This is a genomic window from Mycobacterium sp. TH-M116 (assembly GCF_057473685.1).
Genome location: NZ_JBYCLC010000276.1, coordinates 1 through 18,392, shown reverse-complemented (window position 1 = coordinate 18,392; position 18,392 = coordinate 1). Strand labels below are relative to the sequence as shown.

Here is an 18,392-nt window from a genome sequence, read left to right as displayed (position 1 = left end):
ATGGCTGAAGGTGAAACCGTCGACGGACCGGCAGCGGAGCCGGGTTGCGAACTCGCGGACGGAGCCGACGCGATCGGCGACCCGCCCCGCGCCGAAGACGGCCACGGCCACGCGGGGGCAACTCGGGTCTTCTCTGGATACGGGGCCGCGTCGACGGTCCTGGTGCTGGCCTCGGTTGCCCTGCTGGGGCTGGGGCTGTTCCTCTGGTCGGCTTATCGCGATGATGTCGACAAACGCGCCTACAACGCGCGCGTCATGACCGCTGCCGCCGAGTGGACGCGCACGTTCATCTCCACCACGGCCAGTGACCTCGACGCCAACTTCCGCCGCTTGCGCGAGGGGACGGCGGGAGCATTCAACGCGGATTTCGACTCGGAGCTGGCGCCTTACCGCGACGTGCTGCACAAACACCTACATAGTGTGGGACGTATCGAAGCGGTGGCCCTCGAATCCCCGCAGTCGCTTTCGGGGAATGACGCTGCCGCTCAGCGTTCCGCATCGCCGGTGCCCGCACCGCCGAGCCAGGCCACCCGCACCGATACAGTCATGGTGATCGCCGCGTCGGTAAGCCAGGGCGACGACCCCAAACCTCAGAGAATGTCCTGGAACCTCCTGCTCGACGTCAGCAACGTAGATGGCAAACTCCTGATCTCCAGAATGGTCACTGTTGGATGAAGAAGTTAAGGAAGCTGTCTGGCGTGCTGTTCCGGCGAAACTTCTGGCGGGCAATGCTTTTCGATGTGATCGCGCCCGCGGCGATCATCGCGGCGCTGGCGGCGATCGGGATCATGCTGCGCTGGCCGGCGTGGTGGGCTGCTGCCTGCTCGGCGCTGACACTGTTGGTGGTCGCATCGGTGGTCGCGAATGTCGTTTGGCGACGGCGCTATTCGGTGACCATCGGCACCGGTGACGCCCATCCGTGGATACGACTGATCGTCGCCACGGTGATGACCGGCGCGATCGCGGCCATGGTTGCCGTCGGATATTTCCGGGTGATGTCGCCGATTCGCGATATCGACCAGGATTCGTCCACGGTGGCGCGGATCGCCGCCAGCATGGCACAGGCAAGTTCGTCGTTTTCGCCGCTGGACCCGACCGCATCCCTCAACCGCGCCACAGCTTTGATGGCGCCCGATCGGGTTGGCGCGTTCAAGCAGCGTTACAGCAAGGCCACCGCTGCGATGGCCAAGAACATGGTCACCGCCGACGTCGAGTTGGTCGCCGCGGGCGTGGAAGGGATCAGTCAGTCCGCGGCCAGGGTCGCGGTACTCATGCGCGGCACCCAGAGCAGGCCCGATATCGTCGCCCGCCACACCGTGATCGCGCTCCAAGTGCTGCTCGCAAAAGAGAAAGGACGTTGGTTGGTGCTCGACGTGCTGCCGATCCACCGCTGACGGCTGCACAGGACGGGGCGTGCCCCCAAACACCTACCCGGGAATTCGCATCAGCCTCAACCGGGTTCGCCGCCCGAGTCCGCGACGCGATCGGCCGACACATCCGGCGGACCCACGGGAAGCACCAGCCGCGAGCGCCCGTAGTGCACCGTGTGGATGGCCGGCTCGGACCGCTCGCCGGTCAGCGCCGGTTCGCCCGTGCCGAGGTTGCGCGCATAGCGGGGAAACCAACTGCCGGCGATCAGGAGACGGATGCGTGAGCCGGCCCGGAAGCAGTGGGCGATTCCGTCGAGTTCGACTCTGACCGTGTCGGTGACCGCGCCTGGGGGCGCCAGCCGCCGATAGCCGTCACTGACATTGCGGGACCGGCTCTTGGCGTCCACTTCGCTCACCCGGACGAACAAGTCGACGTGGGGATTGTCCGAGGTGTGCACCAACTCGACCACCGGGCTCCCGTACACGCACAGATCGTGGGTGAGGGTGGTGCTGGTGAAGCTCAGCACGTCGTCACGTGCCGCCAACCCGGTGTCGTCGCGGTAACCGGCGCCCGGCGACAGCAGCGGACCGCCGACGGTGGGTGTCGGATCGGTGGGCTCGTGGCGGAATGTCGCCGGTGCCAGACCCGCCGGGTCCGTGGGGGCTGTCTCGCCCAGGTGACCGCCGGGGCGCAGGTACAGCGCGCGTCCGGTGGTGGCGGGCGGCCAGTCGGGAAGGGAGTGCCAGCCCTGCCCGGTGACGCGGACGCGGATCGGGCTGGGCCGGCGCCGTGCCGGCGCGCTACCCAGGTGGGCGCCGAGCCAGTCGAGGGATTCCCGAATGCTGGTGCTCAGCCCCTTGGTGAGCAGTTGGGCGTGCGTCCACGGCCCGACCGTGAGCGCGACGTCGACGCCTCGGTCGCGCAGGTGCGCGTACTGCTGCAGGGTTTGGCGCACAAAGATGTCCTGCCAGCCGCCGACCAGCAGCACCGGCACCCGCACGCGGTCCAGCGCCCCGGTGAACCGCATCGCATCCCAGTACGGGTCCTGCGGATCGCTGTTTTCGACCCATGATTCGAACCATGGTGCGCCCTCGCCCAGCAGGGTCCGCGCCCCGACACCCATCGGCAGCACGGCGGCGGCCCGCGTGAGCTTGCGGTTGGCCTGGAGTTGGCGCAGCACGGCGCGCAGGCGCTGCGGGTCCTCCTGACGTGCGACCAGGTCGCTCCAACCCAGAAAGTCTCTGAAGGTGAACGAACCGGTATCCCAGACGGCAGCGTTGAAATCGTGGGGACCCGCGGTGATGACGGCGGCGGCCAGTTCCGGCGGAGGATCCGCCAGCAGCGCCCATTGGGTGAACCCCAGGTAGGACACACCGAGGGTGGCAAAGCGGCCGGTGAACCACGGCTGCTCACGCAGCCAGGCGGCGGTGTCGGCGCCGTCGGAGGCTTCGTTGACCATGGGCTCGAACGCGCCGCCCGACCCGAAGGTGCCCCGTACGCTCTGCAGTACGACGTGGTAACCCCGGGCCGCGTAGGGCCGGGCGAACACCGTGGAGAACGGAATCTGGCGCCCGTAGGGCCCGCGCACCAGCAGCGTCCCCGCGGGAGTCGAGGTGATGGGGGCGTAGTGGTCGGCCACCAGCCGCACCCCGTCGCGCATCGGGATTTCGAGGCGGTCCACGGTGAACTCGGTGCTCGCCCGCGGCAGGCCCAGCAGCCGGCTCAGGACGCGGTCGCCCGCCTGCTCGGTCAGGTCGCGCAGGTCGGTTCGGGCGGGGCGGGCCGCTGTCGTACTCACGGTGCCCAGGCTATTCCCACCCCGGCCCGGCCGGATCCGGTCAGAACTTGTAGTACGGCGCGAGGTCGTTGGCGCGCTGCAGGTTGGTCGCCATGCAGTCGACGTCGGGGTCGGAGTAGACGGTCGAGTAATACAGCGCCTGCTGGATCACGCCGTAGCTGGTCTTCAGCACGACCATGCAGGATCGGTACCAGAAGTCGTTGTGATAGGTCGGCTTCATCACCCAGTACTGCGCGGCGCGGTGGCCCGCGATGGTGGTCTCGACCGCGTCGGGGGGCAGCGTCTGGGCGTAGGTGCGCCAGATGATGGGTTCCACGGCCAGCTGATAGTTGCCCGCGTCGAAGTGGCAGCGCAGGCCGTCCTCATGTTCGGGCGGGGTGAACACCAGGCCCAGCCGTTGCAGGGCGTCAAACGGGATGTCTTCGCATGCGTCGAACGGACGCGGGTCGGTGGTCGCCAGGATCGGGCTCTTCATGGTCGTTTCCAGCGGCCGGCCCGTCGACCGCAGCTCGACGGGCCAAGCAGGGCCTGGTGTTCCCGGTGCGGCCGGGGCGCTTTGCCAGCCTGACGCGCCGCCGATGACCGCTGTGAGCACTGCCCCCAGCGCGCCCAGTAGACGCACGTTGGCGAACACGACACCCCCTGATGCTCTCGGCCCGATGCCCTCGGCGGTCTCTTCGCCGGGAGTGTACAAGTCGCGTGGTCGCCGTCACAGCCGAACCCGGGTAAACGACGGATGCGGCCGGGCTCGCTCGGTGCGGGTCGTTAGGCTGGTTGTCCATGGCCGGGCGGGAGTCGACGAGCGGGGGACGACCCACACCCCAGCCCACTCTCCAGCCCACACCCCAGCCCACACCCCAGCCCACCCTGTGGGCGGTGTCCGACCTGCACACCGGGCACCTGGGCAACAAGCCGATCGCCGAGTCGCTGCACCCGTCGTCCCCGGAGGACTGGCTGATCGTCGCGGGCGACGTCGCCGAACGCACCGACGAGATCCGCTGGACGCTCGACCTGCTGCGGCGGCGGTTCGCCAAGGTGATCTGGGTGCCGGGCAACCACGAGCTGTGGACCACCAGCCGGGACCCCAAGCAGATCTTCGGGCGCAGCCGCTACGAGTACCTGGTCACCATGTGCGACCAGATGGGCGTGGTCACGCCCGAACATCCGTTCCCGGTGTGGACCGAACGCGGCGGCCCGGCCACGATCGTGCCGCTGTTCCTGCTCTACGACTACAGCTTTTTACCGGAGGGGGCCACGTCCAAAGCCGAGGGCCTGACGATCGCGCGGGAGCGCAACGTGGTGGCCACCGACGAGTTCCTGCTGTCGCCGGAGCCCTACGCCACCCGCGACGCGTGGTGCCGGGACCGGCTGGCCACCACCCGCGCCCGGCTCGAACAGCTCGACTGGATGACGCCGACCGTGTTGGTCAATCATTTTCCGCTGGTCCGCGATCCCTGTGACGTGTTGTTCTACCCGGAGTTCTCGCTGTGGTGCGGGACCACCAAGACCGCCGACTGGCACACCCGCTACAACGCCGTGTGCTCGGTCTACGGCCACCTGCACATCCCACGCACCACCTGGTACGACGACGTGCGTTTCGAGGAGGTCTCGGTGGGCTACCCGCGTGAGTGGCGGCGCCGTAAGCCCCACAGCTGGCTACGCCAAGTGCTGCCCGACCCCCAGTACCCGCCCGGTTACCTCAACGACTTCGGCGGCCACTTCGAGATCACCCCGCAGATGCGCGAGCAGGCCGCCAAGTTCCGGGATCGAGTGCGCCAGCGGCAGTCCCGATGACGGCGCGCATGCTGGTGTCGGCGGTGCTGCCCGAGACGGTGTCGCAGGACCTCGCGTATTCGGAGCTGTACTGTGACCCGCCGGGTTTGGCGCCGCTGCCCGAAGAGGAGCCGTTGATCGCCAAGTCGGTTGCCAAGCGGCGCAACGAGTTCGTGACCGTGCGGCACTGTGCCCGCACCGCACTGGGTCAGCTCGGTGTGGGGCCGGTGCCGATCCTCAAGGGCGACAAGGGACAACCCTGCTGGCCCGACGGCGTGGTGGGCAGCCTCACCCACTGCACGGGCTACCGCGGGGCGGTGGTGGGCCGCGCCGACGCGGTGCGTTCGGTCGGCATCGACGCCGAACCGCACGACGTGCTGCCCAACGGGGTGCTGGACGCGATCACGCTGAACGAGGAGCGCCACGAGATCGCCGCGTTGCCCGACGGCCTGCACTGGGACCGGATCCTGTTCTGCGCCAAGGAGGCGACGTACAAGGCGTGGTTCCCGTTGACGAACAGGTGGCTCGGCTTCGAGGACGCACACATCATGTTCGACGTCGACCCGTCCGGCGCCGGGACCATGGGGGCGTTCGTCTCGAAGATCCTGATCGATCCGCAGGCGCTGTCGGGTCCGCCGCTCACCGCGCTGCGGGGCCGCTGGTCGGTCGAGCGCGGGCTGGTACTCACCGCGATCGTCCTGTGAGGATCGTCCTATGAGCGACGGTCCGTGCGGACCAGGGCGTGAACCGGGGCGTGAACCGGGATTGGCCGTGGTCGACAAACCGGCGGGGATGACCAGCCACGACGTCGTGGCGCGGTGTCGGCGCATCTTCTCCACGCGCCGGGTCGGGCACGCCGGCACGCTGGACCCCATGGCCACGGGTGTGCTGGTGATCGGAATCGACCGCGCCACCAAGATCCTCGGCCTGCTGACGGCGGCGCCCAAGTCCTATGCGGCCACCGTCCGGCTCGGGCAGACCACGTCCACCGAGGATGCCGACGGCGAACTGCTGCGCGGCGTCCCGGCCGGGCACCTGACCGACGGGGCGATCGCCGCCGCGGTCGGCGGGCTGCGCGGCGACATCGCGCAGGTGCCCTCGGCCGTCAGCGCCATCAAGGTGGACGGCCGGCGCGCCTACCGCCTGGTCCGCGAGGGCCGGCCCGTCGAACTGGCGGCCAGGCCGGTGCGCATCGACCGCTTCGACGTGGTGGCGCGCCGATCCCACGGCGAGTGTGTCGACCTCGATGTGCAGGTCGACTGTTCGTCGGGCACCTACGTCCGGGCGCTGGCCCGCGATCTGGGGGCTGCGCTGGGAGTGGGCGGGCATCTGACGTCGCTGCGGCGCACGCGCGTCGGCCGCTTCGGGCTGGACCAGGCGAACTCGCTCGACGACCTGGCCGAGCGGCCCACGCTGACCCATACCCTGGACGAAGCCTGCCTGCTGATGTTCGCCCGCCGCGACCTGACCGCCGAGGAGGCCGTGGCCACCGGACACGGCCGGCCCCTGTCGGCGGCAGACATCGACGGCGTCTACGCCGCCTGCGGCCCCGACGGCCGCGTGATGGCGCTGCTGCGCGACGAGGGGCCCCGGACCACGTCGGTGGTGGTGATCCGCCCGGCGACGCTGTAGACCCTTCACCGAGCCGGTAAATCTGCAGACACAGTGCGAGTGGGGGCCTGCACAATTACAGCCTCGACGACAGGCACCCGCATCGCCAGGAGCGCAATCCCGCCGTTCAGCCCACCACCCAGATCGCCCGCGCCGCGGGGCTGCCCAGTTCGACCGTCGTCTCGGCGCCGTCGGCGGTTTTGATCGCCACCGAGATCATCCCCGCGAATTCGCGGCGGGTCAGCACCTGCAGCCGCGAGTCGAGATTGATCCCGACGTCGGCGAAATAGCGCAGCATTTCCGGGTCGGCATCGGAGATGCGCGCCACGGTCCCGCAGTCGCCGTCGCCGCAGGCCCAGAGCTGTCGCGCCGGAGGCGTGGGCACTTGCCCGTCGGTGGCCGGGATCGGGTCGCCGTGCGGGTCGCGCTGCGGGAATCCCAGCTTCGCGTCGATGCGGGCCACCAGACGATCCGACACCGCGTGTTCGAGCACCTCGGCCTCGTCGTGAACCTCGTCCCAGTCGTAGCCGAGTTCGTTGACCAGGAAGGTCTCCAGCAGCCGGTGCCGGCGAACCATCTCCAGCGCGGCCCGCCGGCCCGCCTCGGTCAACGACACCGCGCCGTACTTCTCGTGGTCGACGAGGCCCTGTTCGGCAAGTCTGCGAATGGACTCCGAGGCCGTGCTCGCCGACACCCCGATCCTGGCCGCCAGCATCTTTGTGCTTACCTTGTGCGGGGCATCTTTCGGCGACCACTCCTGGGCGTTCCAGATGGCCTTGAGGTAATCCTGACCGACCGCGGTCAGGCCACCCTGTTCGTCGTCAGCCCTCACAAGCCAGAAGTTTAGGCACTGGACCGGAACCGGCACGTGCGCCGGCCGCATCGTGCCAACCGGACGTTACGCCGCGACGCGCGACCGGGAGCCGTAGGCTTGAGGCCGTGCAGCGCTGGCGCGGCCAAGATGAGATCCCCACGGACTGGGGCAGATGTGTCCTCACCATCGGGGTGTTCGACGGTGTGCACCGGGGACATGCCGAACTGATCGCCCACGCGGTCAAGGCGGCCCGCGCACGCAACGTACCGTCCGTGCTGATGACCTTCGACCCACACCCGATGGAGGTCGTCTATCCCGGTAGCCATCCGGCCCAGCTGACGACGCTCGCCCGCCGCGCCGAACTGGTCGAGGAGATGGGCATCGACGTCTTCCTGGTGATGCCGTTCACGACGGACTTCATGAGGCTCACCCCTGAGCGCTACGTCCACGAGCTGCTGGTGGAGAACCTGCATGTGGTGGAGGTCGTGGTGGGGGAGAACTTCACTTTCGGCAAGAAGGCGGCAGGCAACGTCGACACCCTGCGCAAGGCGGGTGAGCGATTCGGTTTCGCCGTCGAGTCGATGTCGCTGCTGTCCGAGCATCACAGCAACGAGAACGTGACGTTCTCCTCCACCTATATCCGGTCGTGCGTCGACGCGGGCGACGTGATGGCGGCCACCGAGGCGCTGGGCCGCCCGCACCGCGTCGAGGGCGTCGTCGTCCGCGGCTATGGGAGAGGCGCCCGGTTGGGCTATCCGACCGCCAACGTGGCGCCGCCGATGTATGCCGCCATCCCGGCCGACGGCGTGTACGCCGCCTGGTTGACCGTGCTGGGACATGGACCGGTGACAGGCACCGTGGTGCCGGGGCAGCGTTATCAGGCCGCAGTGTCGGTCGGCACCAATCCGACCTTCTCCGGGCGCACCCGCACAGTCGAGGCGTTCGTGCTGGACAGGACCGCCGATCTGTATGGGCAGCATGTGGCGTTGGACTTCGTCGCACGTATCCGCGGCCAGAAGAAATTCGATGCGGTCAGCGACCTGATCGAGGAGATGGGTGCAGATACCGAACGTACGCGCGCCCTGCTCAAAGACGGTCGAAGCGGGGATTGACGAAGCGGGGCCGCTTCGTTCGGCTGCTAGACTCCCGGGCGACATTGGCGCGTGCTGCGGTTCGCGGTGGCCGCGCCGAAATATCTCACTCATCGCGGACCGATTGATGGAGTTGTTTTCGTGGCGCTGACAGCCGAGCAGAAAAAAGAGATCCTGGCCACCTACGGCCTGCACGGGACCGACACGGGTTCCCCTGAGGCGCAGGTCGCGATGCTGACCAAGCGGATCGCGGATCTGACCGAGCACCTCAAGGTGCACAAGCACGACCACCACTCGCGGCGGGGCCTTTTGCTGCTGGTCGGGCGTCGGCGGCGACTGCTGAAGTACGTCTCCCAGCTTGACGTCGAGCGCTACCGCTCCCTCATCGAGCGCTTGGGTCTGCGTCGCTGACCTGACGCGGCCCCTTTCGGCGCCGACGCTTCGGACCTGTTCGGACCTGTTCGGACCTGCTCGAATCTCAAGGACGTTCTCGTTCGAAAGTCGAATTTCCGGGCGTGTCTCCAGTGCGTGCCTCCCGTGCGTGCCGCCGGTGTGCACGGGGCGGCCGGTCAGTCCTGACGATCGTCAGTGCGTGCCGGCGCCGGTTCGCCGAGCCGGATCGGCGTGTAGAGTGAGGTCGTTCTGGCCCTCATCGGCCCGATCAGGTGGGGTTCACGCGATCTGCGTGTGCCGTCCCAGCGTGTCATGACGGAGTTGCTGAGTCTGTATCGACCGGTCTTCGGTAGTGGCTGCCGGGCTCGTGTCCGGCTGCTTCGATCGATGGCCGCTTTCGTATCCAGGCCAGGTCTCTCGAAGCGAGCATGGCGACGCAAAAAAGCTGACTATCCAGAGAGGCTGTACGGACGCAGATGTCTGTAGCTGAGATTGACCAGGGTGTGTTCGAGTCCACCGCCGTTATCGACAACGGAAGCTTCGGCACCCGCACGATTCGTTTCGAAACCGGCCGGATGGCCCAGCAGGCCGCCGGGGCCGTCGTCGCCTACCTGGACGACGAGAACATGCTGCTGTCGGCGACCACCGCCAGCAAGAACCCCAAGGAGCATTTCGATTTCTTCCCGCTGACAGTCGACGTCGAGGAGCGCATGTATGCGGCCGGCCGCATCCCCGGGTCGTTCTTCCGCCGTGAGGGGCGGCCCTCCACCGACGCGATCCTGACTTGCCGGCTCATCGACCGCCCGCTGCGCCCGTCGTTCGCCGACGGCCTGCGCAACGAGATCCAGGTCGTGGTCACGATCCTGAGCCTGGATCCCAACGACCTCTACGACGTGCTGGCGATCAACGCCGCCTCGGCGTCCACGCAGCTGAGCGGCCTGCCGTTCTCCGGCCCGATCGGCGGTGTGCGCGTCGCGCTCATCGACGGCACCTGGGTGGCCTTCCCCACGGTCGAGCAGCTCGAACGGGCCGTCTTCGACATGGTGGTGGCCGGGCGCATCGTCGGCGAAGGCGGACAGGGCCAGTCGGATGTGGCGATCATGATGGTCGAGGCCGAGGCGACCGAGAACGTCATCGAGCTCGTCGAGGGCGGTGCCCCTGCACCGACGGAGAGCGTCGTGGCTCAGGGTCTGGAAGCTGCGAAGCCCTTCATCGCCACGCTGTGCAAGGCCCAGGGGGAGCTGGCCGACCGGGCCGCCAAACCCATCGGCGAGTACCCGGTGTTCCCGGAGTACGGCGAGGACGTCTACTACTCGGTCGCCTCGGTGGCCACCGACGAGCTGGCCGCGGCGCTGACCATCGCCGACAAGAACGAGCGCAACAACCGCACCGACGAGCTCAAGGCGCAGGTGCTGGCGCGGCTGGCTGGGGATTCCGGGACCTACGCAGGCCGGGAGAAGGAGGTCGGCGCCGCCTTCCGGTCGCTGACCAAGAAGCTGGTCCGCCAGCGCATCCTGACCGACCACTTCCGCATCGACGGCCGGGGCGTCACCGACATCCGCGCGCTGAGCGCCGAGGTCGCCGTGGTGCCGCGGGCGCACGGCAGCGCGCTGTTCGAGCGCGGCGAAACCCAGATCCTGGGCGTGACCACGCTGGACATGGTCAAGATGGCCCAGCGGATCGACTCGCTGGGGCCCGAGACGACCAAGCGCTACATGCATCACTACAACTTCCCGCCGTTCTCCACCGGCGAGACCGGCCGCGTCGGTACACCCAAGCGGCGCGAGATCGGGCACGGCGCGCTGGCCGAGCGGGCGCTGATGCCGGTGCTGCCCAGCGTCGAGGACTTCCCGTATGCGATCCGCCAGGTCTCGGAGGCACTGAGTTCCAACGGTTCGACGTCGATGGGATCGGTCTGCGCCTCCACCCTGGCGATGCTCAACGCCGGGGTGCCGCTGAAGGCGCCGGTGGCCGGCATCGCGATGGGCCTGGTCTCCGACGACGTCGAGGTCGACGGCCGCACCGAGCGTCGCTTCGTGACCCTGACCGACATCCTCGGCGCCGAGGACGCGTTCGGCGACATGGACTTCAAGTGCGCCGGCACCAAGGACATGGTCACCGCGCTGCAGCTGGACACCAAGCTGGACGGGATTCCGTCCCAGGTGCTCGCGGGCGCGCTCGAGCAGGCCAAAGACGCCCGGCTGACCATTCTGGAGGTCATGGCCGAGGCGATCGACGCACCCGACGAGATGAGCCCGTATGCCCCGCGGGTGACCACCATCAAGGTCCCGATGGACAAGATCGGCGAGGTCATCGGCCCCAAGGGCAAGGTCATCAACGCCATCACCGAGGAAACCGGCGCGCAGATCTCCATCGAGGACGACGGCACCGTGTTCGTCGGCGCCACCGACGGCCCGTCCGCGCAGGCCGCCATCGATCGGATCAACGCGATCGCCAACCCGCAGCTCCCGACGGTGGGCGAGCGGTTCCTGGGGACCGTGGTCAAGACCACGGACTTCGGGGCGTTCGTGTCGCTGCTGCCCGGTCGTGACGGTCTGGTCCACATCTCCAAGCTCGGCAAGGGCAAGCGCATCGCGAAGGTCGAGGACGTCGCCAGCGTCGGTGACAAGCTGCGGGTCGAGATCGCCGACATCGACAAGCGGGGCAAGATCTCGCTGGTCCTGGTCGACGACAGTGCCGCTTCCGAGACGCTTTCCGACTCGGGGGCCGCACCTGCCGATGCCGCGAGGTGATCGTCGGGGGCCGGTAGCCGACCCGCCCGCCGGGTCCAGGTCCCTTGCCGTGGCTTCCCTGCGCCGGGGTGGGCACGGCACCGAATCGAAACCGGAACACCGTGCTGCACTGCGCCGCACCACCCTGCCAGGTGGGCTGCGGGTGGTCACCGAGTATCTGCCCGCCGTGCGCTCCGCGTCGGTCGGGGTGTGGGTGGGGGTCGGCTCGCGGGACGAGGGCTCGACCGTGGCCGGGGCCGCGCACTTCCTGGAGCACCTGCTGTTCAAGGCGACCCCGACCCGCACCGCGGTGGACATTGCGCAGGCGATGGATGCCGTCGGCGGGGAGCTGAACGCGTTCACCGCCAAGGAGCACACCTGTTACTACGCGCACGTGCTGGACAATGACCTGGAGCTCGCGGTCGAGCTGGTCGCCGACGTTGTCCTCAACGGTCGCTGCGCCGCCGAGGACGTCGAGCTCGAACGTGACGTCGTCCTCGAGGAGATCGCCATGCGCGACGACGACCCGGAGGACGCGCTCGGCGACATGTTCCTGTCGGCGCTGTTCGGCGACCACCCGTTGGGCCGCCCGGTGATCGGCACCGCGGAGTCCGTGTCGGCGATGACGCGGACCCAGCTGCACTCCTTTCACGTGCGCCGCTACCGGCCGGAACGCATGGTCGTCGCGGTGGCCGGCAACGTCGAGCACGGCCGGGTGGTCGCTCTGGTGCGCGAGCACTTCGGTGCGCATCTGGTCCGCGGACGCCGGTCCGTGGCCCCCCGCAAGGGCGCGGGACGGGTGCAGGCGGCATCCCGCCTGGCGCTGAACCACCGCGAGTCCGAGCAGACCCACGTGGCGCTGGGCGTGCGCACGCCGGGGCGCGGCTGGGGGCACCGCTGGGCGCTGTCGGTGTTGCACACCGCGCTGGGAGGCGGTCTGAGCTCCAGGCTCTTCCAAGAGGTGCGCGAGCTGCGCGGGCTGGCCTACTCGATCTGCTCCTCGCTCGACATGTTCGCCGACAGCGGCGCGCTGTCGGTGTACGCCGCGTGCCTGCCGGAGCGTTTCCCCGACGTCATGCGGGTGACCGGCGAAGTGCTCGGCGCGGTGGCCCGCGACGGCATCACCGACGCCGAATGCCGGATCGCCAAGGGCTCACTGCGCGGCGGGCTGGTCCTGGGGCTGGAGGATTCAAGTTCCCGGATGAGCCGCCTGGGCCGAAACGAACTAAACTACGGCAGGCACCGCAGTATCGAGCACACGCTGCGGCGGATCGACGAGGTGGAGCTCGAGGAGGTCAACGCAGTGGCCCGCAAGCTGCTGAGCCAACGGTACGGCGCTGCTGTTGTCGGTCCGTACAGCTCGAAACGCCATCTGCCCCAACAACTTCGGGCGATGGTAAATTAGCGCAGATGGTACTGGGCTTTTGGGACATCGCGGTTCCCATCGTGGGTGCGCCGATGGCCGGCGGTCCCGGCACCCCGGCGCTGGCCGCCGCGGTGTCCAACGCGGGAGGGCTGGGTTTCATCCCGGGCGGGCACCGCACCGCCGAGCAGTTCGCCGCTGACATCGCAGCGGCGCGCGCGGCGACCACCGGCCCGCTCGGCGTCAACCTGTTCGTGCCCCAACCCAGCGTCGCCGATTGGCTGCAGCTGGAGTACTACGCGGATGAACTCGTCGAGATCGCCGATCATTATCAGGTCGAGGTCGGCCGGCCCGAGTACGGCGACGACGACGATTGGGAGCGCAAGCTCGAGGTGGTGGCCGATGTGCGCCCCGAGCTGGTTTCCTTCACCTTCGGCGTGCCGTCACCCGACGTCGTCCACCGGTTGGGGGCGCTAGGACTGCTGGTGATGGTCACAGTGACCTCGGCCTATGAGGCCGGTGTGGCCGTCGCTGCCGGCGCAGACAGCCTGGTCGTCCAGGGACCGGCCGCCGGCGGACACCGCGGCACGTTCGCCCCCGACAGGGAGCCCGCGAACGAGTCGCTGCACCAGTTGCTCGCCCGGATCCGCAGTGCGCACGACGTACCGCTCATCGCGGCCGGTGGCCTCGGTACCGCGCGCGACGTCGCCGACGCGTTGAACCGGGGGGCGGCGGCCGCGCAGGTCGGCACCGCATTGCTGCTGGCCGACGAGGCGGGCACCAACCCCGCGCACCGCACGGCCATGAAGAATCCGCTGTTCGCCACCACCGTTGTCACACGGGCGTTCTCGGGGCGCTATGCGCGCGGGCTGGAAAACGATTTCACCCGGATGCTCGACAACGTGGCGCCGCTGGGCTACCCGGAGGTCAACCAGATGACCTCGCCGATCCGGGAAGCTGCCGCGGCCCTCGAGGACCCGAACGGATTTCCGTTGTGGGCCGGAGCGTCGTTCCAGCACGCGCAAGCCGGACCGGCGGCCGACATCATCTCCGGCCTGCTGGCCTAGCCGAGGCCTAGCCAGCATCAGGCGAGCACGCTCGCCGGCTCGGTGTAGGGCAGGCCCAGGTCGGCTGCCACCCGTTCGGACAGCAGCGCGCCGTCGTGCGTCGAAAGCCCTTTGGCCAGAGCCGGGTCTGACCGGCATGCCACCCGCCAACCCTGGTCGGCGAGTCGGAGCGCATACGGCATCGTGGCGTTGGTGAGCGCGTAGGTCGATGTCTTGGGCACCGCGCTGGGCATGTTGGCCACGCAGTAGAACACCGTGCCGTGCACGGGGAACGTAGGGCTGTCGTGGGTGGTCGGGCGTGAGTCCTCGAAGCAGCCGCCCTGGTCGATGGAGATGTCCACCAGCACGGCGCCCGGCTTCATCTGTGCGACAAGCGAGTTCGGGATCAGCTTGGGTGCCTTGGCGCCGGGTACCAGGACGGCCCCGATCACCAGGTCGGCGCGCTTGACTGCTCCGTACAGCTCGTACTTCGAGGAGTGCCGGGTGCTGAGGTGGCCGCCGAACTCGCCGTCGAGCAGCCGCAGCTTGTTGACGTCGACGTCCAGGACGCGGACGGAGGCGCCCATGCCGCCGGCGATGCGAGCGGCGTTGTAGCCGGCGGTGCCGGCGCCGATCACCACGACGTCGGCGGCCTTGACGCCGGGCACCCCACCCATCAGCACGCCGCGACCGCCCTGAGTCCGCATCAGGTGATAGGCGCCGACTTGAGCCGACAGACGCCCGGCGACCTCGCTCATCGGCGCCAGCAGAGGCAGTGCGCCGTCGGCGGTCTGGACCGTCTCGTAGGCGATCGACGTCGTGCCGGAGGCCAGCAGCGCATCGGTGCAGGAGTGGGACGCGGCCAAGTGAAGGTAGGTGAAGAGCACCTGGTCCCGCCGCAGGAAGCCGTACTCCGCGGGCAGCGGTTCCTTGACCTTGAGCACCAGGTCCGTCTCGGCCCACACCTGTTCGGCGGTGTCCGCGAGTTGCGCGCCGGCCGCCTTGAATTTCGCGTCGGCGATCGCGGAACCCTCGCCGGCGCCGGCCTGCACAAGCACCTCGTGGCCGCGGTGGGTCAGTTCGGTGACACCGGCTGGGGTGATGGCCACCCTGAACTCGTTGTTCTTGGTCTCGGTCGGAACTCCGACGCGCATACTCGCCCCCTGGCACGAATTTCGGACTGACCACTTCCAGTGTGAAGAAAGTTCGACTGCTTAGCAAACAGGGCGGCAATGATTCGATAATATAGCTCGATGGGTGCGGAAAAAACTGTATTGGGTCGCGAACGGGATGGCCCGCCGAAGGATGTTCGGCCCGCCGACCTCGACGACGTGGACCGCAAAATCCTGACCTTGCTGCACGCCGATGCCCGCATCACCAACACCGCACTTGCCGAGACGGTCGGCATCGCCGCGTCGACGTGCCACGGCCGCGTCCGGCGGTTGGTGGAGCTCGGCGTCATCCGGGGTTTCTACGCCGACATCGACCCGGTGGCCGTGGGACTGCCGCTTCAGGCGATGATCTCGGTCAGCCTGCAGTCCCATGCGCGCGGCAAGATCCGCAGCTTCATCCACCGGATCAGCAGTAAGCCGCAGGTGCGCGACGTCTACTTCCTGGCCGGCGCCGACGACTTCCTGCTGCATGTCGCCGCCCGCGACACCGAGGACCTGCGCTCCTTCGTGGTGGACAACCTCAACGCCGACGCCGACGTCGCGGGGACCCAGACGTCGCTGATCTTCGAGCATCTGCGCGGGGCCGCACCGATATGATCGGGCGATGAGCGAGCCCACAAAACCCTTGGCGACAGGTCCCTCCGCGACAGGCACCGTGCGCGTCGACGCCTCGCCCGAGGTGGTCTACGGGTTGCTCACCGACTTGCCGACGCTGGCCGCCCTGGCCGAGGAGGCGGTGGCGATGGAATGGCGCAAGGGGGACCCCGGGGGTCGCGGGGTGCGGCCGGGTGCCGTGTTCACCGGTCACAACGCGAGCGCCAGCCGCCGCTGGAGCACCCGATGCACGGTTACCGACGCCGAACCGGGTCGTCAGTTCGCGTTCGAAGTGACCCACACGGTGTTGCCGATCGCCCGATGGCAGTACGACATCGTCGCGGACGGCGCCGGCTGCCTGGTCACCGAGAGCACCTGGGACCGCCGTCCCGGCTGGTTCCGCAAGCTGGCCGGGAAGGCCACCGGCGTGCCCGACCGGGCGGCGGCCAACGCCGAGCACATTCGGCTCACCCTGCAGCGACTCAAGCAGCGCGCCGAGGCCGGGTAACGACACACCGTCGGCCCGCGCGGCGATCGCGTCCCTGTGCGTCGTCCCTGTGTTTCGTCCCTGTGTGTCGTCCCTGTGTGTCGTCCCTGTGTTTCGTCATCGACGCCTGAGCGTGTAGCCCACGTGCGGCACCCGCACCCCGGGAAGCGGCTCCCAGTCGAGGGTGCGGCCGTCGAGCCGGAAGTCCTTTTTCTCGTAGAAGCGGCGCGCCTTGCCATTTCGTTCTGCGCACCACAACACCGCGTCGGCCGGGGGGAGCGCGCTCAGGGCCGTGTCGAGCAGATGGCCGCCGAGGCCGCGGCGCTGACAGTCCTCGTCGATGTAGAGCGCGTCGATCTGGAGGTGATCGGGATCGGCAGTGTCGGGCCCGAGGATCGTCACGCCCACCACCCGGTCTCCGGACTCGGCGACCCACATGCTCCATCCGGGCCGGCCCAGGTTCTGGGGGTAGATGTCGGCCGCCCAGCGTCGGGCGGGGCCGAGGATGTCGAGCAGGGGTGCGGTGAGGATCCCGGCCCAGGACCGGCGCCACGCCGGGTAGTGCATGTCTGCGACGCGGGTGAAATCGCTCGGCGTCGCTTCGCGGATGGTGGTGCCGCTGTTGTTCATTCCATCCGGGACTGTTCCAGATAGGCGACCAACGCGTTGGTCAGACCCCGCCGTGCCATGTTGAGATCGACATACGAGCCCAGCTGACGCTCGGACACCAGGCCGCGCACTGCGCCGGGGATGAGGGCGGCCACCTCCTGGACCCGTTCGGGGTCGACGCCGAGCCCGGCGAAGGCGTTCTGGCAGGTCTTCAGCCAACTCTTGCCCCAGGAGAACAGCTCGGCCGCGGTGCGCGGGTAGAGGCGTTCGAGCTCCTTCGGGTCTCGGGGCAGCGCGGCCCGCAGGTTTTCGATCGCCCGCGAATCCGGGGATGCGAGCCCCCGGTAGAGGGTGTCGATGATGGCGCCGACGCGTTCGCGCAGGGGCACCTCGGGCTGCGTGGGCGTGGCCAGCGTCGAGATTGTCGCGGCACGTCGCTCGGCGGTGCGGTGCAGCACGGCGGCCCAGAATCCGTCGGTGTCGCCGAACTGGTACTGCACCGCGCCCCAGGTGGCGCCGATCTCCTTGGCGATCCGGTTGGCCGACACCGAGCCCGGATCGCCGGAGGCCAGCGACGTCAGCGCGGCCTCCAGCATGCTCTCGCGGGTCGCCTGGCCGCGGCGGTTGGGACGTCGGCCCGCGACACCGGTGCCTGTCACAGCGCCGAGCCTACTGAGACCCCTGAAATTTTCATAGAGGGTACTTTGATTTCTCGTGTATGCCCCCTATCATTCGTACGCGAGGAGGGCAGCTCAGATGGTCCGATCGGATGGCTAAGCCGTCGCTGTCGATGAGACCGACGGGATGGTTCCAAGTCGCCTGGTCCGACGAGATCGGCGTCGGGGACGTCCACACGATGAAGTATTTCGACCAGGAGTTGGTCGCTTGGCGGACCGATTCCGGCCAGATCACCGTGATGAACGCCTACTGCGAACACCTCGGCGCGCACCTGGGGTACGGCGGGAAGGTCGTCGGCGAGGTGTTGCAGTGCCCGTTCCACGGGTGGCAGTGGAATCAGCAGGGTCGCAACGTGTGCATCCCGTACCAGGAGCACCCCAACCGTGGCCGGCGGATCCGCATCTACCCGGTGGTGGAACGCAACGACTCGGTCTACATCTGGCACGACGTGGCTCGCCGCGAACCCTACTTCGACGCGCCCGACGTCTTCGCCGCGTTCGACGACGGCAGCAGCGCCGCCGACTACTACCCCCAACAGCGCCTGTACCGCCGGAGCCTGGAGATGCATCCGCAGTACGTGCTCGAAAACGGGGTCGACTTCGCGCATTTCAAGTTCGTGCACAATACCCCCATCGTGCCGGTTTTCACCCGCCACGACTTCGGCGACGCGGTGTCCTACGTCGACTTCACCATCACCTTCGAGGGCGACGACGGCCAGAGGATCGAGGACGTCAACAGCGGCGTGCGCGCCGTCAACGGCGGTTTGGGAATCGCGGTGACCAAGAGCTGGGGGATGGTCGACAACCGGACGATCTCGGCGATCACCCCCGTCGACGAGTTCACCTCCGATGTCCGGTTCA

At 68.5% G+C, this 18,392-nt stretch carries 19 protein-coding genes; 13 read left to right on the top strand and 6 right to left on the bottom strand.

Features of this window, described 5'->3' with window-relative positions:
• Both AC2VOK_RS13825 and AC2VOK_RS13820 read left to right on the top strand, forming a co-directional pair.
• A partial coding sequence (locus AC2VOK_RS13825) for a hypothetical protein (protein WP_428900990.1) occupies window positions 1–675 on the top strand: 675 nt, incomplete at its 5' end.
• The gene (locus tag AC2VOK_RS13820; protein WP_428900989.1) at window positions 672–1,394 is read left to right on the top strand and encodes a hypothetical protein; all 723 of its coding nucleotides are present in this window, start codon (window positions 672–674) and stop codon (window positions 1,392–1,394) included. The genes AC2VOK_RS13825 and AC2VOK_RS13820, both read left to right, overlap by 4 nt.
• Before the next feature lie 56 nt (window positions 1,395–1,450).
• Here the strand turns inward: AC2VOK_RS13820 and AC2VOK_RS13815 are convergent, their stop codons facing one another.
• Together AC2VOK_RS13815 and AC2VOK_RS13810 are read right to left on the bottom strand one after the other, a co-directional pair.
• Window positions 1,451–3,169 (bottom strand): CocE/NonD family hydrolase, encoded by a 1,719-nt coding sequence (locus AC2VOK_RS13815; RefSeq protein ID WP_428900988.1) that lies wholly within the window; start codon window positions 3,167–3,169, stop codon window positions 1,451–1,453.
• Window positions 3,170–3,209: 40 nt separating this feature from the next.
• On the bottom strand, window positions 3,210–3,803 hold the full coding sequence (locus tag AC2VOK_RS13810) for a DUF3558 domain-containing protein (protein ID WP_428900987.1): 594 nt from the start codon (window positions 3,801–3,803) through the stop codon (window positions 3,210–3,212).
• 146 nt (window positions 3,804–3,949) lie between these two features.
• On the opposite strand from AC2VOK_RS13810, the gene AC2VOK_RS13805 reads away from it, so the two are divergent.
• The 3 genes from AC2VOK_RS13805 to truB are packed head-to-tail and all read left to right on the top strand — an operon-like array spanning window position 3,950 to window position 6,574.
• Entirely contained in the window at window positions 3,950–4,963 is a 1,014-nt protein-coding gene (locus AC2VOK_RS13805; protein ID WP_428900986.1) for a metallophosphoesterase family protein, read from the top strand.
• The gene (pptT, locus tag AC2VOK_RS13800) at window positions 4,960–5,646 is read left to right on the top strand and encodes a 4'-phosphopantetheinyl transferase PptT (protein ID WP_428900985.1); all 687 of its coding nucleotides are present in this window, start codon (window positions 4,960–4,962) and stop codon (window positions 5,644–5,646) included. The genes AC2VOK_RS13805 and pptT overlap by 4 nt, the downstream gene beginning before the upstream one ends.
• Window positions 5,647–5,656: 10 nt before the next feature.
• Complete coding sequence (gene truB / locus AC2VOK_RS13795; protein ID WP_428900984.1) at window positions 5,657–6,574, top strand: tRNA pseudouridine(55) synthase TruB; 918 nt, start codon at window positions 5,657–5,659, stop codon at window positions 6,572–6,574.
• A 106-nt stretch (window positions 6,575–6,680) separates the two neighbouring features.
• On the opposite strand, the gene mntR is transcribed toward truB, so the two are convergent.
• Window positions 6,681–7,385, bottom strand: a complete 705-nt coding sequence (mntR, locus tag AC2VOK_RS13790) for a manganese-binding transcriptional regulator MntR (RefSeq protein WP_428900983.1) — start codon at window positions 7,383–7,385, stop codon at window positions 6,681–6,683.
• Window positions 7,386–7,492: 107 nt separating this feature from the next.
• Between mntR and AC2VOK_RS13785 the strand changes: the two genes are divergently transcribed.
• From AC2VOK_RS13785 to AC2VOK_RS13765, 5 genes are all read left to right on the top strand, one after another.
• The gene (locus AC2VOK_RS13785; RefSeq protein WP_428900982.1) at window positions 7,493–8,479 is read left to right on the top strand and encodes a bifunctional riboflavin kinase/FAD synthetase; all 987 of its coding nucleotides are present in this window, start codon (window positions 7,493–7,495) and stop codon (window positions 8,477–8,479) included.
• Between the two features lie 120 nt (window positions 8,480–8,599).
• Window positions 8,600–8,869, top strand: a complete 270-nt coding sequence (gene rpsO / locus AC2VOK_RS13780) for a 30S ribosomal protein S15 (RefSeq protein ID WP_421529849.1) — start codon at window positions 8,600–8,602, stop codon at window positions 8,867–8,869.
• A gap of 458 nt (window positions 8,870–9,327) precedes the next feature.
• On the top strand, window positions 9,328–11,604 hold the full coding sequence (locus AC2VOK_RS13775) for a polyribonucleotide nucleotidyltransferase (RefSeq protein WP_428900981.1): 2,277 nt from the start codon (window positions 9,328–9,330) through the stop codon (window positions 11,602–11,604).
• On the top strand, window positions 11,591–12,988 hold the full coding sequence (locus AC2VOK_RS13770; protein ID WP_428900980.1) for a M16 family metallopeptidase: 1,398 nt from the start codon (window positions 11,591–11,593) through the stop codon (window positions 12,986–12,988). Before AC2VOK_RS13775 ends, AC2VOK_RS13770 begins: the two co-directional genes overlap by 14 nt.
• Window positions 12,989–12,993: 5 nt before the next feature.
• Window positions 12,994–14,013, top strand: coding sequence for a nitronate monooxygenase (locus tag AC2VOK_RS13765; protein ID WP_428900979.1), 1,020 nt, complete (start codon window positions 12,994–12,996; stop codon window positions 14,011–14,013).
• 17 nt (window positions 14,014–14,030) lie between these two features.
• On the opposite strand, the gene ald is transcribed toward AC2VOK_RS13765, so the two are convergent.
• Window positions 14,031–15,146, bottom strand: a complete 1,116-nt coding sequence (gene ald, locus AC2VOK_RS13760; protein ID WP_428900978.1) for an alanine dehydrogenase — start codon at window positions 15,144–15,146, stop codon at window positions 14,031–14,033.
• Window positions 15,147–15,245: 99 nt separating this feature from the next.
• Between ald and aldR the strand changes: the two genes are divergently transcribed.
• Window positions 15,246–15,761: an HTH-type transcriptional regulator AldR gene (aldR, locus tag AC2VOK_RS13755; protein WP_428900977.1), complete on the top strand. Its 516-nt coding sequence runs from the start codon at window positions 15,246–15,248 to the stop codon at window positions 15,759–15,761.
• A 7-nt stretch (window positions 15,762–15,768) separates the two neighbouring features.
• The gene (locus AC2VOK_RS13750) at window positions 15,769–16,266 is read left to right on the top strand and encodes an SRPBCC family protein (RefSeq protein ID WP_428900976.1); all 498 of its coding nucleotides are present in this window, start codon (window positions 15,769–15,771) and stop codon (window positions 16,264–16,266) included.
• 96 nt (window positions 16,267–16,362) lie between these two features.
• On the opposite strand, the gene AC2VOK_RS13745 is transcribed toward AC2VOK_RS13750, so the two are convergent.
• Both AC2VOK_RS13745 and AC2VOK_RS13740 read right to left on the bottom strand, forming a co-directional pair.
• Window positions 16,363–16,875, bottom strand: coding sequence for a GNAT family N-acetyltransferase (locus AC2VOK_RS13745; protein ID WP_428900975.1), 513 nt, complete (start codon window positions 16,873–16,875; stop codon window positions 16,363–16,365).
• Window positions 16,872–17,450: a TetR/AcrR family transcriptional regulator gene (locus AC2VOK_RS13740; RefSeq protein ID WP_428900991.1), complete on the bottom strand. Its 579-nt coding sequence runs from the start codon at window positions 17,448–17,450 to the stop codon at window positions 16,872–16,874. Before AC2VOK_RS13740 ends, AC2VOK_RS13745 begins: the two co-directional genes overlap by 4 nt.
• Before the next feature lie 173 nt (window positions 17,451–17,623).
• Here AC2VOK_RS13740 and AC2VOK_RS13735 point away from each other — a divergent pair.
• Window positions 17,624–18,392, top strand: a 769-nt coding sequence (locus tag AC2VOK_RS13735) for a Rieske 2Fe-2S domain-containing protein (RefSeq protein ID WP_428900974.1), incomplete at its 3' end; no start/stop codon positions are given.